General features: G+C 44.5%; 16 protein-coding genes. 7 read left to right on the top strand and 9 right to left on the bottom strand.

Features of this window, described 5'->3' with window-relative positions:
- Positions 1-10: 10 nt before the first annotated feature.
- From AC1RRY_RS18585 to AC1RRY_RS18610, 6 genes are all read right to left on the bottom strand, one after another.
- The gene (locus AC1RRY_RS18585; RefSeq protein WP_492821811.1) at positions 11-925 is read right to left on the bottom strand and encodes a helix-turn-helix domain-containing protein; all 915 of its coding nucleotides are present in this window, start codon (positions 923-925) and stop codon (positions 11-13) included.
- A 233-nt stretch (positions 926-1,158) separates the two neighbouring features.
- Positions 1,159-2,040 (bottom strand): NmrA family NAD(P)-binding protein, encoded by an 882-nt coding sequence (locus tag AC1RRY_RS18590; protein WP_492821809.1) that lies wholly within the window; start codon positions 2,038-2,040, stop codon positions 1,159-1,161.
- A gap of 150 nt (positions 2,041-2,190) precedes the next feature.
- Positions 2,191-4,584 carry a TonB-dependent receptor gene (locus AC1RRY_RS18595; protein WP_492821807.1) on the bottom strand — a complete coding sequence of 798 codons (2,394 nt, stop codon included), beginning with the start codon at positions 4,582-4,584 and terminating at the stop codon, positions 2,191-2,193.
- A gap of 122 nt (positions 4,585-4,706) precedes the next feature.
- Positions 4,707-5,993: a sensor histidine kinase gene (locus AC1RRY_RS18600; protein ID WP_492821805.1), complete on the bottom strand. Its 1,287-nt coding sequence runs from the start codon at positions 5,991-5,993 to the stop codon at positions 4,707-4,709.
- Positions 5,990-6,664, bottom strand: a complete 675-nt coding sequence (locus AC1RRY_RS18605; RefSeq protein ID WP_492821803.1) for a response regulator transcription factor — start codon at positions 6,662-6,664, stop codon at positions 5,990-5,992. Before AC1RRY_RS18605 ends, AC1RRY_RS18600 begins: the two co-directional genes overlap by 4 nt.
- Positions 6,665-6,739: 75 nt before the next feature.
- Positions 6,740-7,132, bottom strand: a complete 393-nt coding sequence (locus AC1RRY_RS18610; protein WP_492821801.1) for a DoxX family protein — start codon at positions 7,130-7,132, stop codon at positions 6,740-6,742.
- A 113-nt stretch (positions 7,133-7,245) separates the two neighbouring features.
- On the opposite strand from AC1RRY_RS18610, the gene AC1RRY_RS18615 reads away from it, so the two are divergent.
- A complete protein-coding gene (locus AC1RRY_RS18615) occupies positions 7,246-7,587 on the top strand; it encodes a winged helix-turn-helix transcriptional regulator (protein WP_492821799.1) in 342 nt (113 codons plus the stop codon).
- Between the two features lie 116 nt (positions 7,588-7,703).
- Here AC1RRY_RS18615 and AC1RRY_RS18620 read toward each other — a convergent pair whose 3' ends face one another.
- Positions 7,704-8,609, bottom strand: a complete 906-nt coding sequence (locus AC1RRY_RS18620) for a helix-turn-helix domain-containing protein (RefSeq protein WP_492821797.1) — start codon at positions 8,607-8,609, stop codon at positions 7,704-7,706.
- A 248-nt stretch (positions 8,610-8,857) separates the two neighbouring features.
- Between AC1RRY_RS18620 and AC1RRY_RS18625 the strand changes: the two genes are divergently transcribed.
- From AC1RRY_RS18625 to AC1RRY_RS18650, 6 genes are all read left to right on the top strand, one after another.
- Entirely contained in the window at positions 8,858-10,480 is a 1,623-nt protein-coding gene (locus tag AC1RRY_RS18625) for a carboxylesterase/lipase family protein (protein WP_492821795.1), read from the top strand.
- 282 nt (positions 10,481-10,762) lie between these two features.
- Positions 10,763-11,743, top strand: coding sequence for an aldo/keto reductase (locus tag AC1RRY_RS18630; protein ID WP_492821793.1), 981 nt, complete (start codon positions 10,763-10,765; stop codon positions 11,741-11,743).
- A 107-nt stretch (positions 11,744-11,850) separates the two neighbouring features.
- On the top strand, positions 11,851-12,954 hold the full coding sequence (locus tag AC1RRY_RS18635) for an alpha/beta hydrolase (RefSeq protein ID WP_492821791.1): 1,104 nt from the start codon (positions 11,851-11,853) through the stop codon (positions 12,952-12,954).
- An 83-nt stretch (positions 12,955-13,037) separates the two neighbouring features.
- Positions 13,038-13,667 carry a flavodoxin family protein gene (locus AC1RRY_RS18640; RefSeq protein ID WP_492821789.1) on the top strand — a complete coding sequence of 210 codons (630 nt, stop codon included), beginning with the start codon at positions 13,038-13,040 and terminating at the stop codon, positions 13,665-13,667.
- A gap of 29 nt (positions 13,668-13,696) precedes the next feature.
- Positions 13,697-15,361 carry an alpha/beta fold hydrolase gene (locus AC1RRY_RS18645; protein ID WP_492821787.1) on the top strand — a complete coding sequence of 555 codons (1,665 nt, stop codon included), beginning with the start codon at positions 13,697-13,699 and terminating at the stop codon, positions 15,359-15,361.
- A gap of 6 nt (positions 15,362-15,367) precedes the next feature.
- The gene (locus tag AC1RRY_RS18650; RefSeq protein ID WP_492821785.1) at positions 15,368-15,856 is read left to right on the top strand and encodes a cupin domain-containing protein; all 489 of its coding nucleotides are present in this window, start codon (positions 15,368-15,370) and stop codon (positions 15,854-15,856) included.
- A gap of 381 nt (positions 15,857-16,237) precedes the next feature.
- Here the strand turns inward: AC1RRY_RS18650 and AC1RRY_RS18655 are convergent, their stop codons facing one another.
- Both AC1RRY_RS18655 and AC1RRY_RS18660 read right to left on the bottom strand, forming a co-directional pair.
- Entirely contained in the window at positions 16,238-18,484 is a 2,247-nt protein-coding gene (locus AC1RRY_RS18655; RefSeq protein WP_492821783.1) for a xanthine dehydrogenase family protein molybdopterin-binding subunit, read from the bottom strand.
- Positions 18,481-18,951, bottom strand: coding sequence for a (2Fe-2S)-binding protein (locus AC1RRY_RS18660; protein WP_492821781.1), 471 nt, complete (start codon positions 18,949-18,951; stop codon positions 18,481-18,483). Before AC1RRY_RS18660 ends, AC1RRY_RS18655 begins: the two co-directional genes overlap by 4 nt.
- Positions 18,952-18,990: the final 39 nt, after the last annotated feature.

The following is an 18,990-nucleotide window of genomic DNA, read 5'->3' on the forward strand; positions in this document are numbered from 1 at the left end:
TAAAGGCTTTTTAATTGAAAGATGCCCTGAATTCCATTGGCGACAGGTTAGTTTTGGTTTTAAATAGCTTGCTGAACGATTGCGGGTGTTCGAAACCCAGTTGATAGGCTATCTCGCTGACGCTCAAACTGGAAGCCGACAGTTTTTCTTTGGCTTTTTCGATGAGCTTATTGTGTATGTGTTGCTGGGTGCTTTGTCCGGTCAGTACTTTCAGGAGTCCGCTCAGGTAATTGGGAGATACGTTGAGAGCATCGGCCACTTGTTGCACCGTAGGCAGGCCTTTCTCCGTTATATCATCTCTGTTAAAATAGTCGTTCAATAGTTCTTCGAGGCGTTCCAACAGGCGGTGGTTGCTTATTTTGCGGGTAATAAACTGCCGGTGATAGAATCTTTCGGCGTAATTGAGCATCAATTCGAGCTGAGAGATGATGATATTCTGACTGAACTTGTCGATATTGGAGCGGTATTCGTGCCCGATGTTTTTGATGATTTCCATCACAATAGCTTCTTCTTTTTCTGAAAGAAACAGGGCTTCGTGGGTTGAGTAGTCAAAAAACTCGTATTGTTTCATGTGCTTGCCCAATGCTGTATTCCAAAGGAAATCTGGGTGGATGAGCAGAATCCAACCCGTGCGCTTCGATATGGCTTCGGCGTCTCTTTCTACTCTGAAAACCTGGCCGGGAGAAATAAAGAACATCAGCCCTTCATCAAAATCGTATTCCTGTTGCCCGTAGACGATTTTACCGTTGATGTTTCGTTTGAGGGCGATGGAGTAAAAGTCCAGCACCAGGCTCGTGCTATTATCATCAATTGAATGTTTGATAGCATCATAATCGACCACACTAATAAGCGGATGCTCCGGTTTGGGCAAACCCCTGAGCTGGTGAAACTCCTGAATGGTTCTGATATGTCGGATGGGAGGCATTTTATTGAGTGATTGAGTGAGTTAGTGAATGAGTGAATGAGTGAATGAGTGAATGAGTGAATGAGTGAATGAGTGAATGAGTGAATGAGTGAATGTTGAGAATAGTTAAATTATCAATTATTCTACTAATTTGCAAATAAACATACCCATATTATGACAGTATTGGATATGATTAGTGCTCCATACATTTAAAACTTCAACAAATAATTATAATCACTCATTCACTAACTCACTCAATTGTTATAAGCTTCAATAAATTCAGCCACAAAATCATCCAGCTTGGTTTTTCCTAATGTTACCTGCTGTGTTTCGTAGTCTTCGCGCAGGGCTCCGCTATGGGTGGCTTCGCCCAATTCTACCAGATTATCCGCTATGTGTGCCGGTACACCGTTCGTGGTCAGGTTTTTGTGCATCTGTTCACTGGTGAGAGTCAGCCATTTTAAGTCGGGTTTGCCGATGGCTTTGCCAAGCAGGGCGGCTATTTCGTTGCAGGGGCGGTCGTCGCTCACTGCATACCTTATATTGATTCCTTCGGTGGGTTTTACTATTTCTTCTGCAATGGCCGTGGCGATATCTGTCGGCGACACCGTGGCCAGTTTGTCGTCTCCGCCATAGTTGGTGCCTATGAAACCTGCGTGTTTGATCATCGGGATAAAATTGAGCAGGTTGTAATAAAAAAAGCCCGGACGAATGTGTGTAACCGATGCGTCTGTCAATGCGTTGAATAGCTGCTCAACCTGATGCGAACCCACAATATAGCCTGTGCCTGCGGGCAGATGCGCCCCATAACTGCTGAGCTCTACTACATGCGCCACACCTGCCTGCCGGATGGCCTCGACATAGCATCGACCTACGCGACTATAATAAGCCACCTGATTGGTTTCGGTATCGTTGGGCGGAACCATACAATACACTGCATCGGCACCGGTGAATGTGACGGTGAGGAAATCGACATTCTCAACCGACCCGATGGCTGCCTGTGCGCCCAATGCTTCAATATCTGTGGCTCTGCCGGCATTGCTGCTGATGACCGTTACCGAATGCCCGCTTTGGATTAGTTCTTGTGCCAATGGCTTACTGATATGGCCTAAGGAACCTGTCAATACAATTTTCATTTGCTTGTCTGTTTTTGTTTCTGCAAAGTTCTGCAGGTTTCAATTGACAGACGTAGCCGAATCTACGCTTGTTGTAGCCGGATGTAAGGGGGGCAGTCGACTGTAGCTTTCCGCCCTCTCACCCATGCTACAAGTAAAGCAATCTCAAGCCTAGAATTTATAATTGTACCCTATCCGAATCACTTGTGTTTCGTAGTAGTCTGTGCTTATGTATCTGAAACCATCGCCGAAAACCTCTTTCCTGATTACCATTGTGTTCAGCAGGTCGGTGGCGTTTAAGAATACTTCACACTTATTGATTGTCTTTTTTATGCCTGCGTCGACCGAAAAACGTGAACCCATTTTACCCTGCGGAATAATGTCGGGGGCAAGGTATATCGCCACAAACTGGGCGTCTACTTTTTTGGGCAGGTGTATGGTGCCGCTTAGTTTTACATTGCCCGACACCAGCTCTTGTTTAGCAGCCGTAAAAGTATGTGGTGCAGGGTATTTATTTTCGACGGTAAAGGCATCAATTCTGTTTTTATAGATATTTGTGTTCAGGTTTAAGGTAAATGCCGGGCTCAGTTCCTGCGAAAGCAGCAACTCTAAACCTGTGTTGTAGCTGCGTTTGGCATTCTGAAAAATGGCGTAAATCAGGTTGCTGCCGGGTACTGTGCTGGCAATGCGGGTAATGGTACCATCGGCTATGCGATGATAAATCGCCGAGTATAGATAGCCTTTGTTCCAGCCCGTTTTATAGCCCAACTCGAGTGAATTAGTGAATTGTGGACTTAGCGCAGGGTTGCCTATTTTAATGATTTCGGCGTCGTCATATTTCGGGAAAATACGGATATCTACTTCGTTGGGGCGATCAACCCGGCGATTGTAGAAAAACGATAATTTGTTCTGATCATTGATTTTATAAGCCAACCGCACATTGGGGAATGGTTGGGTGTAATTGTAACCATCGCTCTTGTAAGTATTATGGTTGGGGTTTACGTCATAACGCACCCCGACGTATTCAAGACGCAGCCCTGCTTCAAGTTCATATTTCGGATTTTCGAACACATAAGTGCCATACAATGCCGGAATCGTCTCTTTGTAAGTGGCGGCTCCTCCGGCGTTTACATCCAGCGGTGAGTTAAGCCCCGGAATAAACAGCATGTTGGTGGGTATCACCCGGCGTCTGAACTTCAGTCCGCTTTCAAAACGACCATACCGGAGCGGACGAACATAGTCTACGTTCAAATCGCCTACGTGTTCATCCGAAATCAGCTTAAAGGCATCCAGCCCCGTGTAAGTGGGCATGATATTGGTAAAGAAATACTTTTCGTCTTCGCGGTGGAAGGTATAATTGAAACCTATATTGAGCAGATGCCCTGCTTCTTTGAACTTATGCTGATAGGCCGACGACGCCATCACGGTTGTTTTCAACTCATCTTCCAGAAACTGCCACAAGCGCAGCCTTTCAGTTAAATCGGCATTGAAAAAGGGTTCATCGCCGTTGTCCAGTATTTTTTCACTGCTAAAGAAACCCGATACCGTAAGCATGTTTTGGTTGTTGATGTTCCAGTCCATACCCACTTTGGCGATAGGCAGGCTTGTGCTACGGTTGCGTTTGGTTTGTTGTCGCACCACGTCGCCACTATCATAATACCGGTCTACAAATTCATTTTTATTGAGCGTTTTGGTATAGAGGTAATCGCCCTGAAAAAAAGCATTGATTTTGTTTTTTCTGTAGTTGAGCGCCAGCGATGGGTTAATTTTGGGCGTTGCCTGATACTGTGGGCGAATACCCGGCAGGTTATCTTGTTTTATCCACAAAGCACCCAGCCCTCCGGCCAGACCTGCCTTGCCATTGAAACCCTCCTGTTTGTTGGTTTTATAGATAATATTGATGATGCCGGCATTGCCGTTGGCGTCGTATCGGGCAGAGGGATTATTGATGATTTCGATTTTTTCTATGGCCGAGGCCGGAATATTGTCCAGACTCGTCTGGCTACCAAAGCCTGTCAGCGCAGTTTGTTTGCCGTCAATCAGCACCGTTACCTTGTCGCTGCCACGCAGCTGTACCTTACCGTCCTGCAGAGTTACACCGGGCAGATTTTGCATAGCCTGCAGCACTGAGCCACCACTCTGGCTGATGTTGTCAGCTACTGTAAAAATCTTTTTATCCATTTTGCTGCCTACCTCATCTTGCCGGGCGGTTATGGTTACTTCATTCAATACCTCGGTTTTTTCAGACAGTTCAATGGTGGCAACATCCAGAAATGAACTAAGGTTGCCTACAAAAAGCGATTGTTTTCTGGTTGTGTAGCCAATAAAAGAAAATTCCAGGGTATAGTTTCCGGGTTTGATATTGGCCAGAGTAAACCGGCCCTCTTCGCTGGTGACCGTTCCGCTTACAAAACTGCTGTCTTTCTCGTTTTTCAATACTACGTTTACATACGGTAGTGGAGCCTTGCTGCTCTGGTCTTTTACATTGCCCGAAACACTTACACCTGTGGCTTGACCGAAACTAAGACCGGGAATCAGGAGCAGTAATAAGATTAATTCTTTCATTGTATTGCCGACGTTTTTGTGCTTGTTCTATTTTGTTTATTATACCGGGTGGTTAACACTGCCCGGAAGTAGCAGAGAATGATGGGACAAAGGAAACGGCCTATTTTGAAGAAATTTTGAATTTACAGGAATGCAATAGAAAAAATATGCTGTTCGTTCTGAAAGGTGTAGCTGACTGACCAGCCGTAGCGATGACAGATTTCTTTCACAATAGACAGTCCCAGACCGCTACTGGGCGATTCGGCAGAGGCTGAGGCAAAACGCTTAAAAAGTGTGGATTCGTTGAGCGGAATGGTGCCTGAGTTGTAGATTTTAAGAACAGATGATTGGTATTCGATGCCTATACTACCTCTTTCGGTATTGTGTCTGATAGCGTTAACCAGCAGATTAGTCAGTAGTATTTCTATCAGGTTTCGGTTGCCCTTTATCGCTATTGTTTCAGCGATATGGTTCCGGATATTGATTTCCTTATTGGCAGCGTAATCGGTCAGGATACTGATGGTTTCGTTCAGCAACTCGTTCAAGTCAATGGTTTCACTGTCGGCATATTGATGGTTTTCAATTTTGGCCAGCAGCAGGAGGTTTTTATTGATGCGCGAAACCCTTGCCAGCGGTATATGCAGAGTTGTAATCAGCTCCAACTGTTTTTCATTGAGGTTTTTGTCTTGTAGCAGCAGATCTATTTTTGCTTTCAGCAATGCCAGGGGTGTCTGGAGTTCGTGAGAGGCATTTTCGGTAAACTGTTTCTGCTGATTATATACGGCAATGTTGTTATCAATCAACCGGGTTAATACCCCATTCAGTTCTTCAAATTCTTCAATGTCCGAGGCTGCCAATTGTAATTGTTTCTGGCTATTGAGGTCAAAAGTTTTGAGTTGGTTCAAAGTTTTTTTGAAAGGCTGCCATATCTGCCCGGCTATTTTCCGGTTTAATATAATGAACCCTATTACCAATAAACTGAAAAATATAACAGTAACTAACGCTATGGCTATCACCGTTTCGTGGGTTTCTTCCACATTTGTTTCTACCAATAAATGGTAAAGGTTGCCATGAATATAAAAATAGGTTGAACGCCCTCTGAAACGTTCAAGCATTTCGTGTGCATATTTGTTGGGTCTTATCACTTCATAAACACTGTCTTTCTTTATTTCGGTGGCCGGAACAGGGCTAATCTTTATACCCGGTTGAATCTGATTCCAGATATTGATTGCATCAGCAATCTGCTTATCGTTAAGTTTAATGCTTTTAAAACCATCTTTGATGCGGCCTTCAACGGTTTTGTTATGGACGTCGAGTTCAGCCAACCATATTTTATCTACCACCCAATAATAGGCCGGTATGCTCAATACCAGAATCACCAGGGCATAGAGCGTAAAGGCACGCAAGGGCCTGTTTAGTAATTTGCTCATATTTCCCATTTGTATCCTGAGCCGTATATGGTTTTCAGATAATTGCCACAACCTGCGTCTGTAAGTTTCTTTTTCAGGTTTTTGATATGTGCATAAATAAAATCGTGGTTATCGAGCATATCGGCAATATCCCCTGACAAATATTCAGCCAGTGCGCTTTTAGAAACCACACGGTTTTTGTTGCCGATGAAAAACAACAGCAGTTCAAATTCTTTGCGGGTGAGGTTCACGGCTTCGTCATTTATCTTTACAGTTTTTGCCGGCACATCAATCTGCAATTCGTTTTGCTCTATAACGTTGGTATTGTTGAACTGTTTCCGGCGGATAACCGAGTAGATACGGGCAGATAGCTCAGGTAAGTGAAAAGGTTTGGCCAGGTAGTCGTCTGCCCCCAGTTTCAGACCATTCACTTTGTCTTCGATGGCGTTTTTGGCTGAAATAATAATAACACCTTCCTGCTTATTCAGGTCGATCAGTGCCTCTAAAATATGCAGGCCGTTACCCCCGGGCAGCATCAGATCAAGCAGGATACAGTCATAATGATACAGATTGATTTTTTCGATGGCCTGGTGGTAAGTGGCCGCAAATTCACAAGCGTAGCTTTCGGCCGACAGGTAGTCGGCTATGTTCTGCGCCAGTTCTTTTTCGTCTTCAATAATCAGTATCTTCATGCCAACAAATGTAGCATTTCAATTCTGAATTAATTTTGAATGCGGGATGATTTGCTGGGTTAGACGAAGTCCTTTTCACGCTGCCTTCCGTCCTCTCACCCATACCACAAATACAGCCAATGCCGCAAAGAAAACATTGAAACCAATTTGTGAGGCTTCACCTCTGGCAATGTGAAAGATACTGGCGGCGAGCATCAGCACGATGGTTCCATAGCTTGTATAGAGCGTAAGCACGGGTTTGATACGCAGTGCCGGCGGGAGTATAATACCCAGCCCGCCCAACAAATCAACAATGCCGGTTACTTTGGTAAGCGTGGGGTTGTCGGCTGTCCAGGGCCACATTTGCGCCAGTTGGTCGGCCGGTTGGAAGAGCTTCATGTAAGCCGCCCAAAGAAAACCTGCCGACAGGAGTATCTGGCATAGCCAGGCGATGATGTTCAGTGTTTTGGGTGTGTTTTGGTTGTTCATGCAATAATACGTTTCGTTTGTGCTGCAATTTTATGTAATTTTACTATCCGATTGATAGTACTATCCCGGTGGATAGCGCTATCCGTCAGGATAGTATCGTAAAAAACAAAACAATGCTGAACGGAGAAACCTGCCCAAAAAATATGCTTTCTATTAAAGATGCCCTTGAGGCACTGGAAGGCAAATGGAAACTGCTGATTCTGTTTTCGCTGTATACCGGACCGAAGCGTTTCAAACAAATTGCCAAAGAGGTGAGCGGTATTACAGACAAAACTCTGTCGAAAGAACTGAAAAGCCTGGAAACCAATGCGCTGGTAAAACGGGAAGTATTTGATACTTTTCCACCTACGGTAGAATATTCGATCACCGAACATGGGATGTCGCTCGAAAAGGTGGTGGACGAACTCCATTTCTGGGGCTTGTTGCACCGGAAGAAGATGATAGGCGGGGAGTAGGGGATAACCAGTACTCTCGGAAAAGATATGGTTAAATGGGAAGCGGCAGAGTCCCCTTGCCCGGTTTTTGCCAGTGCACACGGGAGACTCTGCCGGGGCATAAGTATGGCCTTACCTCAATTCAACTGGCTTAGTGCTCTGTATTCATTAGGCGCCTGACCTACGTGCTGCTTGAAAAAACGTGAAAAGTGCTGAGGGTACTTGAACCCTAATTCATAAGCAATTTCATTGACGGTTTTATCATTGTTGAATATCTTGTTTTTGGCTACGTCTAATATTTTGTTTTGGATAAGTTCTTGTGCCGATTTCCCTGTTTCTTTCTTGATTAAATCGCCAAAATAATTGGGAGATAAATGCAATTCGTCGGCACAGTAGGCAACAGACGGTAAGCCGATATTCAGCGGTTTATCCGATAAAAAATAACTGTTCAGCAATTCTTCGAACTTCTCCAGAATACCTCTGTTGGCGTTATCTCTGGTAATAAACTGACGGTCATAAAAACGGTCGCAGTAATTAAGAAATAACTCAATATTAGAGGCAATCAATTTTTTACTGTGTTTGTCGATAGACTGCCCCAGCTCATATGCTATTTTAGAGAAACAATCCAGTACCAGTTGCCTTTCCCGCTTCGAAAGATGTACCGACTCATTGGTAAAGTAGCTGAAAAAATTATACTCAAGAATAGATTTTGCAAGGCTGGTTCCACGCAATAAGTCGGGGTGAAATACCAATCCATGTCCCATTGGCTGATAAATGTCTGTTTTATTTTCTACATCAATGACCTGTCCGGGTGAGATAAAAACCAGCGTGCCTTCCTGATAATCATAATAATGACGGCCATACTTCAAATCACCGCATTTTATGTCCTTCAAAAAAACACAATACAGCCCGAAGGTCATCCGGGAACCTGTTCTTGGAAGCGCTTTCGAAAAATCTATCACACTTACCAATGGATGCAATGTTTCGTGGTTATTAAAATCATTGTATTCACTAATGGTATCAAATTGGAATGCCTGTTTCATACGTCCTGTTTTTTGCTTAAAACAAATTTAAGCATTTCCACACTGTTATAATAATACAAACAGACCAATAAGTAATAATGGTAGAATAATCCGTAATCTGTATACCATGCAGGCCAATACGGGGGAATATCTTTGTACTCACTGTAAACGAAAACAACCGATGCAGCAACAAATACAATGCTCTACCCCCTGATAACTTTTAAATCAGCCTGTCGAAAACAAACCTTATTTTAATAACTATTCATACTATGAAACAAATATTATTCGCATTTACTTTTCTTATGACATGCTCTCTCTATGCTCAGGAAGCAAATCCTACCATTCGCACAGCGGCTGGAATGGTACGTGGTGTAACAGAAGGTGACGTTTCTATTTTCAGAGCCATTCCTTATGCAGCTCCACCAGTGGGTGAATTTCGTTGGCGGCCACCCCAACCAGTAAAAAACTGGGAAGGAGAATTGGATGCTACCAAACCCTGTAAAGATTGCGGGCAAGCGGGATTTGGCCCTAATGCACCTAAAATGAACCCCAACTCGTCAGAAGACTGTCTTTTCCTGAATATCTGGAAACCGGCCAATAGTACAGCTAAGTCAAAATTACCTGTTATGGTATGGATACATGGTGGTGGATTTACAGGAGGAAGCGGGTCAAGTCCTCAGAACTTCGGCTATGAAATGACAAAGCATGGCGTTATTTTAGTTAATATCAATTACCGTTTGGGGCGTATGGGCTTTTTTGCTCACCCTGCTTTAAGTGCTGAGTTTCCTAATGAACCAAAAGGCAATTACGGCTACATGGATCAGATAGCCGCGCTGCAATGGATTCAGAAAAACATTGCTGCCTTCGGTGGTGACCCAAAAAATGTGACTATTTTCGGTTTCTCGGCAGGGGGTGTTTCGGTGCATTCATTGTTGACTATTCCTGCTGCTAAAGGGCTGTTTCATAAATTGATAAGTGAATCGGGTGGTGGTAGAGATGGCGTACTTACCGGCAGACCTATCAGCAAAGAAAATGCTGATGTTTTCTACACGGTATCTGCCGAAACAATCGGAGTAAATTTTGCCCGCAAACAAGGTATCGAGGGGACTGATGCCTCAGCGGTGGCAAAATTACGAGCCTTGAGTGCGGAAAAAATAATTGATGGTGGTCAGGAAACCGATGGCCCGGGTGGTCCTCGCACCTATTCCGGGCCTATTTTAGATGGGAAACTGGTAGTAGAAACAGCAGAAAGCGCTTATATGGCTGGCAGACAACCTAAAATGCCATTGATGATAGGAAACTGTAGTGCCGAAATCGGTGGTCCTTTTGTTAGTAGCAGCAAAACAAAAGAAGAGTTTTTTGCTTCGTTTGGCGCGTTGGAATTCGAAGCAAAAGCTGCTTATGATGCTGACGGCAGCAAAAACTTTAATGAGGTAATCACCAGGTTTAACACCGACTGGGTGTGGGGTGAGCCTGCCCGTATGACAGCCAGGGTTTTCCTTGCCAAAGGAGCACCTGCCTATGTGTATCAGTTTGGCTATGTGCCTGCCGCAGCCCAGCAGCGGTCGCCTTATGGTGCCGGGCATGGGTCTGAGGTATCGTTTGTTTTTAACACGCTCAATGCTCGCTGGGGTGCTCCTGCGGAAGCTACTCCTCAGGAAAAGGAACTGGCAAAAGCCATGAGTAGCTATTGGACTAACTTTGCCAAAACGGGTAACCCGAATGGACAAGGATTGCCCAACTGGCCGTTATACAACAACCAAAATCAGGATATGCTCGATGTAGAATTAGATGGCAAAATAGTGAGCAAACCCGATCCTCGTAAAGCGAGATTCGATGTAGTCGAAAAAGCATTCAAGAATAGAGGTCGTCTGCAATCTCGTGGTATTTAATAAGACTCAAGAAAGGATTATAAAGTATTTCAGATTGAAATTTTTATTTAGAAATGGAGTCATTTGATAAAACTGACTCCGTTTCCAATGTACTTGTCAAAGGCATAATTTTGCCAGATACCTGAACTACAACAATTAACACTTCTCAAACACTTATTAAGTATTAAGTAATATTGGTTGAATATCCAGTAATCCATATAATAAAAGTCTTACTTTAAGTGCTGAAATTTGCAAAAGAATGATTGGAGGGAACAGGATTACTAAAATTAATAAAAACAAGGTATGAAAAAGAGAGCATTAGGAAACAGCCGATTGGAAGTATCGGCTTTGGGTATGGGTTGTATGGGTCTGAGTTTCGGTTACGGGCCTGCAACAGATAAAGAAACAGCTATAAAATTGATCAGAGAGGCCTACAATCAGGGAGTTACTTTCTTTGATACTGCTGAAGCTTATGGTAAAGAAAATGAAGAATTAGTAGGAGAAGCTTTGGCGCCTTTTCGCAGCGAGGTAGTGATAGCTACTAAGTTTGGGTTTAAAGAGGGTGATTCTAAGCTGGGGCAAGACAGCCGCCCGGAACGCATCAGAATTGTAGCAGAAGAATCGTTAAGACGATTAAAAACCGATGTAATTGATTTGTTCTACCAACATAGAGTAGACCAGAACGTACCCATGGAAGACGTAGCCGGAACGGTTAAGGACCTTATTAAGGAAGGGAAAGTAAAGCACTTCGGCCTTTCGGAAGCGGGTGTTCAGTCTATTCGTAAAGCACATGCTGTGCAGGCTGTAACCGCCTTGCAAAGTGAATACTCTATCTGGTGGAGAGAACCAGAACAGGAAATCATCCCGACTCTTGAAGAACTAGGAATCGGCTTTGTGCCTTTCAGTCCTTTAGGTAAAGGTTTTTTAACAGGAACAATGAATGAAAATACCAAATTTGACCCCACCGATTTCAGAAATATAGTGCCTCGCTTCAGTGAAGAAAACAGAAAGGCCAATCAAAAACTGGTAGATTTGTTAAGTGCCATTGCTTCAGATAAGGGAGCTACTCAGGCGCAAATTGCGTTAGCCTGGTTGCTGGCACAAAAACCTTGGATTGTTCCGATTCCGGGTACTACAAAACTGCATCGACTGACAGAAAATATCGGAGGCGCTTCCATTGATTTATCGCCTGATGACGTAAAAGCAATAGATGATGCTTTTGCAGAGGCGAATGTTCAGGGTGATAGATATCCGGCACATTTGCAACAAAGAGTAGGGAAGTAATACTGCCAATTAATTTTGCTTTGAAAGAAAGCGAGAGAAAACAGGACATACAGGCTATCAAAAGCACAAATTATGCGTAATATTAATCTGATAAACCATTCAAAAATATGATTAAAGCATTCAGGATTCCGGGAATAGTAGTTTTTCTCTTCTTAGAGATAGCCTGCGCCCATGCACAAAAACCAGCAAAGACTGCGCCTTTGATGATTGAGCAGCAAGGTGGCTTTGCAGTAGGCGGAACTGTCATTACCGCTCCGGGGACATTTGACCCTATTAAACAGGGAGCGTTTAGTCCCGGTAATCAGAATGCTGCGGGTCAGACATTGCATGGCGACCATGCTTTTGTAATCTATCAAAAGCCTGTCAATGCAAGAAAACTTCCTATTGTATTCTGGCATGGCTATGGGCAGTCTATGAGAACCTGGCAAACCACTCCTGATGGACGGGAGGGTTTCCAGAATATTTTTCTGAGACGCAGATTCAGCGTCTATAATTTAGACCAACCCAGAAGGGGCAATGCCGGACGCGGTACAAGGCCCGGTTCCATCAGCGCCGCGCCGGACGACCAACTCTGGTTTGGGATTTTTCGTATGGGTGTAGGTACAGAACTTTATCCGGATGTACAATTTTCAAAAGACCCACAGGCATTAGATCAGTTTTTCCGTCAGATGACTCCTGATACCGGGCCTATTGATATAACTGTGAATACCAATGCAGTTTCGGAATTATTCAATAAAATAGGAGACGGTATTCTGGTTACGCATTCACACAGTGGTGGTATGGGGTGGCTGACGGCACTAAAAAATGAGAAAATAAAGGCCATTGTTTCTTATGAACCGGGTAGCAATTTTCTGTTCCCTGAGGGAGAAGTACCTGAAGCATTGCTTTATGTTGGAGGAACATTGAGAGGTTTAAGCGTTCCTATGGCTGAGTTTAAGCGTTTAACAAAAATCCCGATTGTTATTTATTATGGAGATTACATCCCCAGTCAACCGGTGCAGAATCCCGGACAGGAACAATGGCGTGCGGCGCTTGTAATGGCTAAGAAGTGGAGAGATGTAGTAAATAAATATGGCGGAGACGTTACGGTTGTTCATCTCCCCGAAGTCGGTATTAAAGGCAATACCCACTTCCCCATGTCTGACCTGAATAATGTAGCCATAGCAGATTTAATGTCCGGATGGCTAAAGGCAAAGGGATTAGATAAGTAATATTGGTAGCAAAGCCAGTAATCCGTATACCATGCTTTTCGTTTCATTTGCCGAAATTTGTATAGAACCTTTAAAGCAATGAAATGAAAAGCATAACCCAATACTGGCTGGTGGCAGCGACCTTTTTTTGTCTGCTATCTGCCTGCTCTAAGGCTCAGGATTCATCCATCAGAAAAGGAGAATCGGCCAAAGGCAAAAATATATTGATTGTGTTTCTCTCCCGAACCAAAAACACAAAGGCAATTGCTGAAATCATTCATAAAAATGTGGGTGGAAACCTGGTTGAACTAGAATTGCAAACGCCTTACCCGGAAGATTACAAAGCAATAGTGGCTCAGGTAGTTGACGAGAATGCTACCGGTTTCCTACCTCCACTCAAAACCAGAATTGACGGTATTCAAAAATACGATGTCGTGTTTGTGGGTTTCCCTACCTGGGGTATGCAATTGCCGCCACCCATCAAAAGCTTCTTGAAACAGTATAACTTCAATGGCAAAACCGTTATCCCCTTTAATACCAATGCGGGCTATGGAATTGGGAGCAGCTTTGAAACTGTGAAGCAATTATGCCCGGATAGCAAAATTTTAGAAGGCTTCACGACCAAAGGCGGTGTAGAACGGGATGGCGTTTATTTCGTCATACAAGGTGAAAAGGAAAAACAGGCGCAAACAGAAGTACGAAAATGGTTACAACAAATCGGTTTATTGAAGTAAATCAAAGACCACATAACAAAATTGATGCAATGAAAAAGAGACTAATGAAAATGATAATGGGAGGCAGTATACTTTTCGCTTCTTTGGCAGAAGAGGTAAATGCACAGAAGAATAGGGGCGTGTCGCCCGCGTTAAATGCCAAGCAGCAAAGCATTGTTCCTATTGCTGCCTATATGGCTAATGGTGATCAGACACATTTAAAGAATGCCTTGAGTGAGGGGCTGGATGCCGGTTTAAGCATTAATGAAATAAAAGAAATTCTCGTTCAACTGTATGCTTACACCGGATTCCCACGCAGTTTAAATGCCATTAATACTTTTGAAAGGGTGGTTACAGAACGCAAGGGGCAGGGAATCAATGACCCTGTCGGCAGGGAGCCATCAAAACAGGATTTCAAAAACGGAAAATTTGAATATGGCAAAGAAGTAGTAACAAAGTTAACAGGCACAACGGCAACCGGTTCGGCGCAGAGGTTTGTTCCGCTCATTGATACACTCCTGAAAGAACATCTGTTTGCTGATATTTTTGGCAGGGATATTCTTGATTACCAGACCCGTGAAATTGCCACTATTGCCGCATTGGCAAGTATGAGTGGGGTAGAAAGCCAGTTAAACAGCCACCTGAACGTAGGCAGAAATGTGGGGTTGACAGAACAGCAACTGAGAGGTATTGCGTTTGGAATTGCAACAAAAATAGGGTGGCCGCAAGGCAATGCTGCTACAAAAATGATAGACAGAATTTTTGGTTCGGAAGATACAACCATGGAAACCCTGCCGAATGGGATAAGTATTCAAAAAGTAATTTTCCCCAATAGAAATATCACGTTGGTTGGTCATTTGTATTTCCCGAAAGGATTTGATAAAAATAAAAAGTATCCTGCCATTTTAGTAGGGCATCCGGCCGGAGGGGTTAAAGAACAAACGGCAGGGCATTATGCAGCATTACTGACAGAAAAGGGCTACATTACACTGGCATTTGATGCGGCTCATCAGGGAGAAAGCGGTGGTGAACCACGCTTTTTGGAAGACCCGGCCGTGCGAGTAGAAGACTATCGTGCCGCTACCGATTTTCTGAGTTCGCACCCTGCTGTTGATGGTAATAAAATTGGTGTGTTAGGTATTTGTGCAGGTGGTGGTTTTGCCATGAATGCCGCACAGACAGAAAAGCGTTTGAAAGCTGTAGCCACGGTAAGCATGGTAGATTTAGGACAACTACGCCGGGACGGACTGAACGGAGTGTTGAAACCTCAGATACAGTCTCGTCTGGATGAAGTAGCCCGACAGCGTATCAAGGAAGCGAATGGGGAGCCTGTCAGATACAACAATTATGTGCCGAAGTCAATAGAAGACATACCGGCCAATGCCCCTGTGATGTACAGAGAGGGCTACGATTATTATAGAGTAACGCATGCTCACCCCAATGCACCTAACCAATATGTGTTCACCAGTCTTGACAAGCTCATCAACTTCACAGCATTAGATCATGTAGAACTGATTGCGCCTCGGCCTGTATTGGTTATTGCAGGAAGTGAAGCAGACAGTTATTATTTCGCACAGGAAGCCTACGACAAGGCAAAAGGGCCTAAAGAGATTTTCAGTGTGAAAGGTGCCTCACACATGGATTTGTACTATAAGCCGCAATATGTGGAGCAGGTTGTCAATAAGCTCACGGATTTCTACGGTAAAAACCTATAATACCTCATGATGAACAGAAACATATCCATAATGCTGGTGGCTGTAATGGCTATCGGCATTGGCGCTTGCAGGCATTCTGCAGAACAGACACAAAGCGACCGCGTATTTAGTAAGGGTAACAAAATCACCAACAATAATTTTACAGGCGCGGCCTGGCTTAATTTATTGATAGAGGCAGATACAACCAATAACACCCAGGTGGGCAGTGTAACCTTTGAGCCCGGTGCCAGAAGCAACTGGCATTATCATCCGGGTGGACAGATACTTTTAATTATTGAGGGCAAAGGGCTTTATCAGGAAAAAGGTAAACCGGTAGAGATTATACAAAAAGGGGATGCGATCAAGTGTCCGCCTAATGTGCATCACTGGCATGGCGCAACCCCTACAGACACACTGGTGCAGATTGCGGTAACCACTAATGTTAATGGCAGAGTAGTCTGGTTAGAGCCAGTAAGTGAGGATGAGTATAATGCACCGGCTAAAGAGAAAGATTGATTGTTAGTAAGGAATGGGGATTTTTGGTGTGAAAAGGGGGGGGTATGAAAGTCAATAGGTCGTCTCAAAAAGATTTTGAACCAAATAATCTTTGGTAAAGACCCCATCCCAACCCTTCCCCAACAGTGGGGAAGGACTTAAAGTCTCTCCGCGCGGCGGCCGCGGCGGTTTTCTGGTACCAAATAATATTTTGCAACTTTTCTTTTTGGGATGACCTCTTGACCCCAACCCCTCTGCAGCAGCGACTGCTTCCCAACAGTAGGGAGAGGGGTTTTTTTATTCCCTCCCCGCGGTTGGGGAGGGTTAGGGTGGGGTTTTACAAAAAAATATTCGGCCAAAAATCTTTTTTAGAAAACTTCCTTTTATTTCGGCAAGCTAAGTTTAAGACTTCTCACTCTCCGTCTTAAAAGGTTGGTTGTAATACCGTTTGCCTGTGGTTTTATAGAGTGCGTTGGCTACAGCTCCAAAAACAGGAGGGAAGGGTGGTTCGCCTAAACCGGTGGGGTCTATATCGTTTTCAACAAAATGGACTTCTATCTTTTTGGGTGCTTCGTGATGGCGAATGATACGATAATTATGGAAATTGTTTTGTTCGGCAGCACCATCCTTATGAGTTAAAGCACCATAGAAAGCATTGCCGATGCCGTCAACTACTGCACCCTGTACCATATTAATAGCCGCATCCGGGTTAACCACTACGCCGCAATCAACAGCACTGAAAACCTGCTCTACGTAGGGTTGGCCGTCGCGCATCACCATGTCAACTACATGGCCGGCATAAGAGTTGTGGCAAAAGTAAGCGGCCACGCCTCGTTTTTTACCGCTATGCTCAGGCTTGCCCCAGCCTGATTTCTTACGCAGCAATTCCAGAACACCCTCATACCTTTTGGCGTCATACTCGTTATTTTTGCCAACGGGGTTTTCTTTGGCTCGTTTCAATAGCTCCAGTCTTAACTCAAACGGGTCTTTGCCCATGGCTTCGGCTACTTCGTCTAAAAACGATTGCTCGGCTGCGGCATTGAAATTAGAGCGCGGTGCACGGAATGCCCCGATTGTAATATTGGATGGAATCTCCCAGCCTTCTGCCAGATAATTGTCGATGGCTCCGGCAGGGAAACGATTGGCATGAATGGGGTTTTCGGGAACACCGCCACCTTTTATATGGAAACCAATCAGGTTTTTATTGGCATCTAAGGCTGCACGATAGGTTGCAGTATACATGGGACGATAGATTCCGTAGGTCATGTCGTCCTCACGGGTATACATCAATTTAACAGGCGCTTTGGCTTTTCTGGAAATCAATGCGGCTTCTGCCAGATAATGTCCGTAAGCACGGCGACCAAAGCCACCGCCCATGCGTGTCATCTGAATCTCGATCTTATCGGCCGGCAGATTTAATAGTTTTGAAAGTGTGGGTTCTGTCCAGCCGGGTGCTTGTAAAGGGCCAACAAGTAGTGCCTTTTCGTCTGTTACATGAGCGAAGAAATTCATCGGCTCCATGCAGTTATGCGCCAGAAACGGCGCATTGTAGGTGCGCTCTATAACCTGAGCCGCATTTTTGAAGGCCGTTTCGGGGTCGCCGTCTTTTCTTAAAACGGTGGCAGGTTGTTTGGCGCGCTCCTGCATTAACTCTAACTGAGCAGTGCTGGTTTCAATTCTACCCGGCACAATCACCTCTCTGGCAGCGCCTCTTCCGGCAACCGTGTCTTTCACATCACCTGCGGCCTCCCATTCTACTTTTAGTTTCTTGCGGGCATTCATTACCTCCCAGGTGGTTTTGCCTACAACTACCAGCAAATCGTTGAAAGTGCGGGTATCAAAGCCGCCCTGTGTAAAACCGTCCGGATATAATTTCAGGCTGAAAACATCTTTTATGCCCGGCATTTTAAGGGTTTGCGAGGCATCAAAAGATTTCAGTTTCATACCGAACGCAGGCGGATGCTGAATCATGGCGATCAACATACCCTCAGCACGGTAATCTAATCCGAAAAGTGGTTGGCCGATTACTATTTTGTGCCCTTCCACGTTTTTCTTTGAGTGTCTGACCACCGTAAAATTTTTCGGGTCTTTCAGTTTCATACCTTTAGGTACCGGAAGCGTGGCTGCTATGGTGGCCATCTCACCAAAAGTGGCCGACTTTCCACTTGAATGATGCAACACGCCCGTTCTGGTACTTATCTCATCTGCCGGCACACCCCACGTTTGAGCCGCGGCTTCCCGAAGCATTTGCCTGGCTGCTGCCCCTGCTTCCCGAAGCGGTTTCCAATACATTCTCACTGAGTTACTTCCGCCTGTAAATTGAGGCCCTAGTTTCACGTTATCATGAGGACCCATTTCTACCACCACGTTTTTCCAGTCGGCATCCAGCTCTTCGGCTACTATCATCGGCAGTGAGGTCATCACGTTTTGTCCGAATTCAGGATTAGGACATAAGATTTTAACCGCGTTGTCAGGTGTGATTTTGATATAGGCATTGAGTTCTTTCCAATCGATGGGTAAATTCAAGGCTTCTATCTTATCAGGAGATTTAAAGCCTGATAGCCAACTGATGCTCAACAACAAACCACCGCCTGAAAGCGCAGAAGATTTTAGAAAAGAGCGTCTGCTATATGTTTTTGGAGTTGTCATTTCTTTTGAAGGTTAGTTTTAGCTGCTGATTTAATGGCTTCCTTAATGCGCAGATAAGTACCACACCGACAGATATTGCCACTCATGTAGGCTTCGATATCTTCATCGGTAGGGTTAGCATTGTCTTTCAGCAAGGCTGTAGCACTCATAATCTGTCCGGCCTGACAATAGCCGCATTGGGCTACATCATGCTCAATCCAGGCTTTTTGCACGGGGTGAGTGGCGTTTGCCGATAAACCTTCAATAGTAGTGATGGCTTGCTTACCCACTGCCGACACCGGTAACTGACATGAACGAACGGCCGAACCATTGAGGTGAACCGTGCAGGCGCCACACATGGCTACTCCGCAGCCATACTTGGTGCCTTGCAGGTTGAGGTGGTCGCGTAAAACCCACAAAATAGGCGTTGAGGGGTCAACGTCTATTTTCTGAACCTTACCATTGATTTTAAGGTTGAATACTGCCATAGTATATACAGGTTATTTTAAAACATAAGGAAATTTACA

It is taken from the genome of Emticicia sp. GW821-FHT11C11 (genome assembly GCF_058808615.1).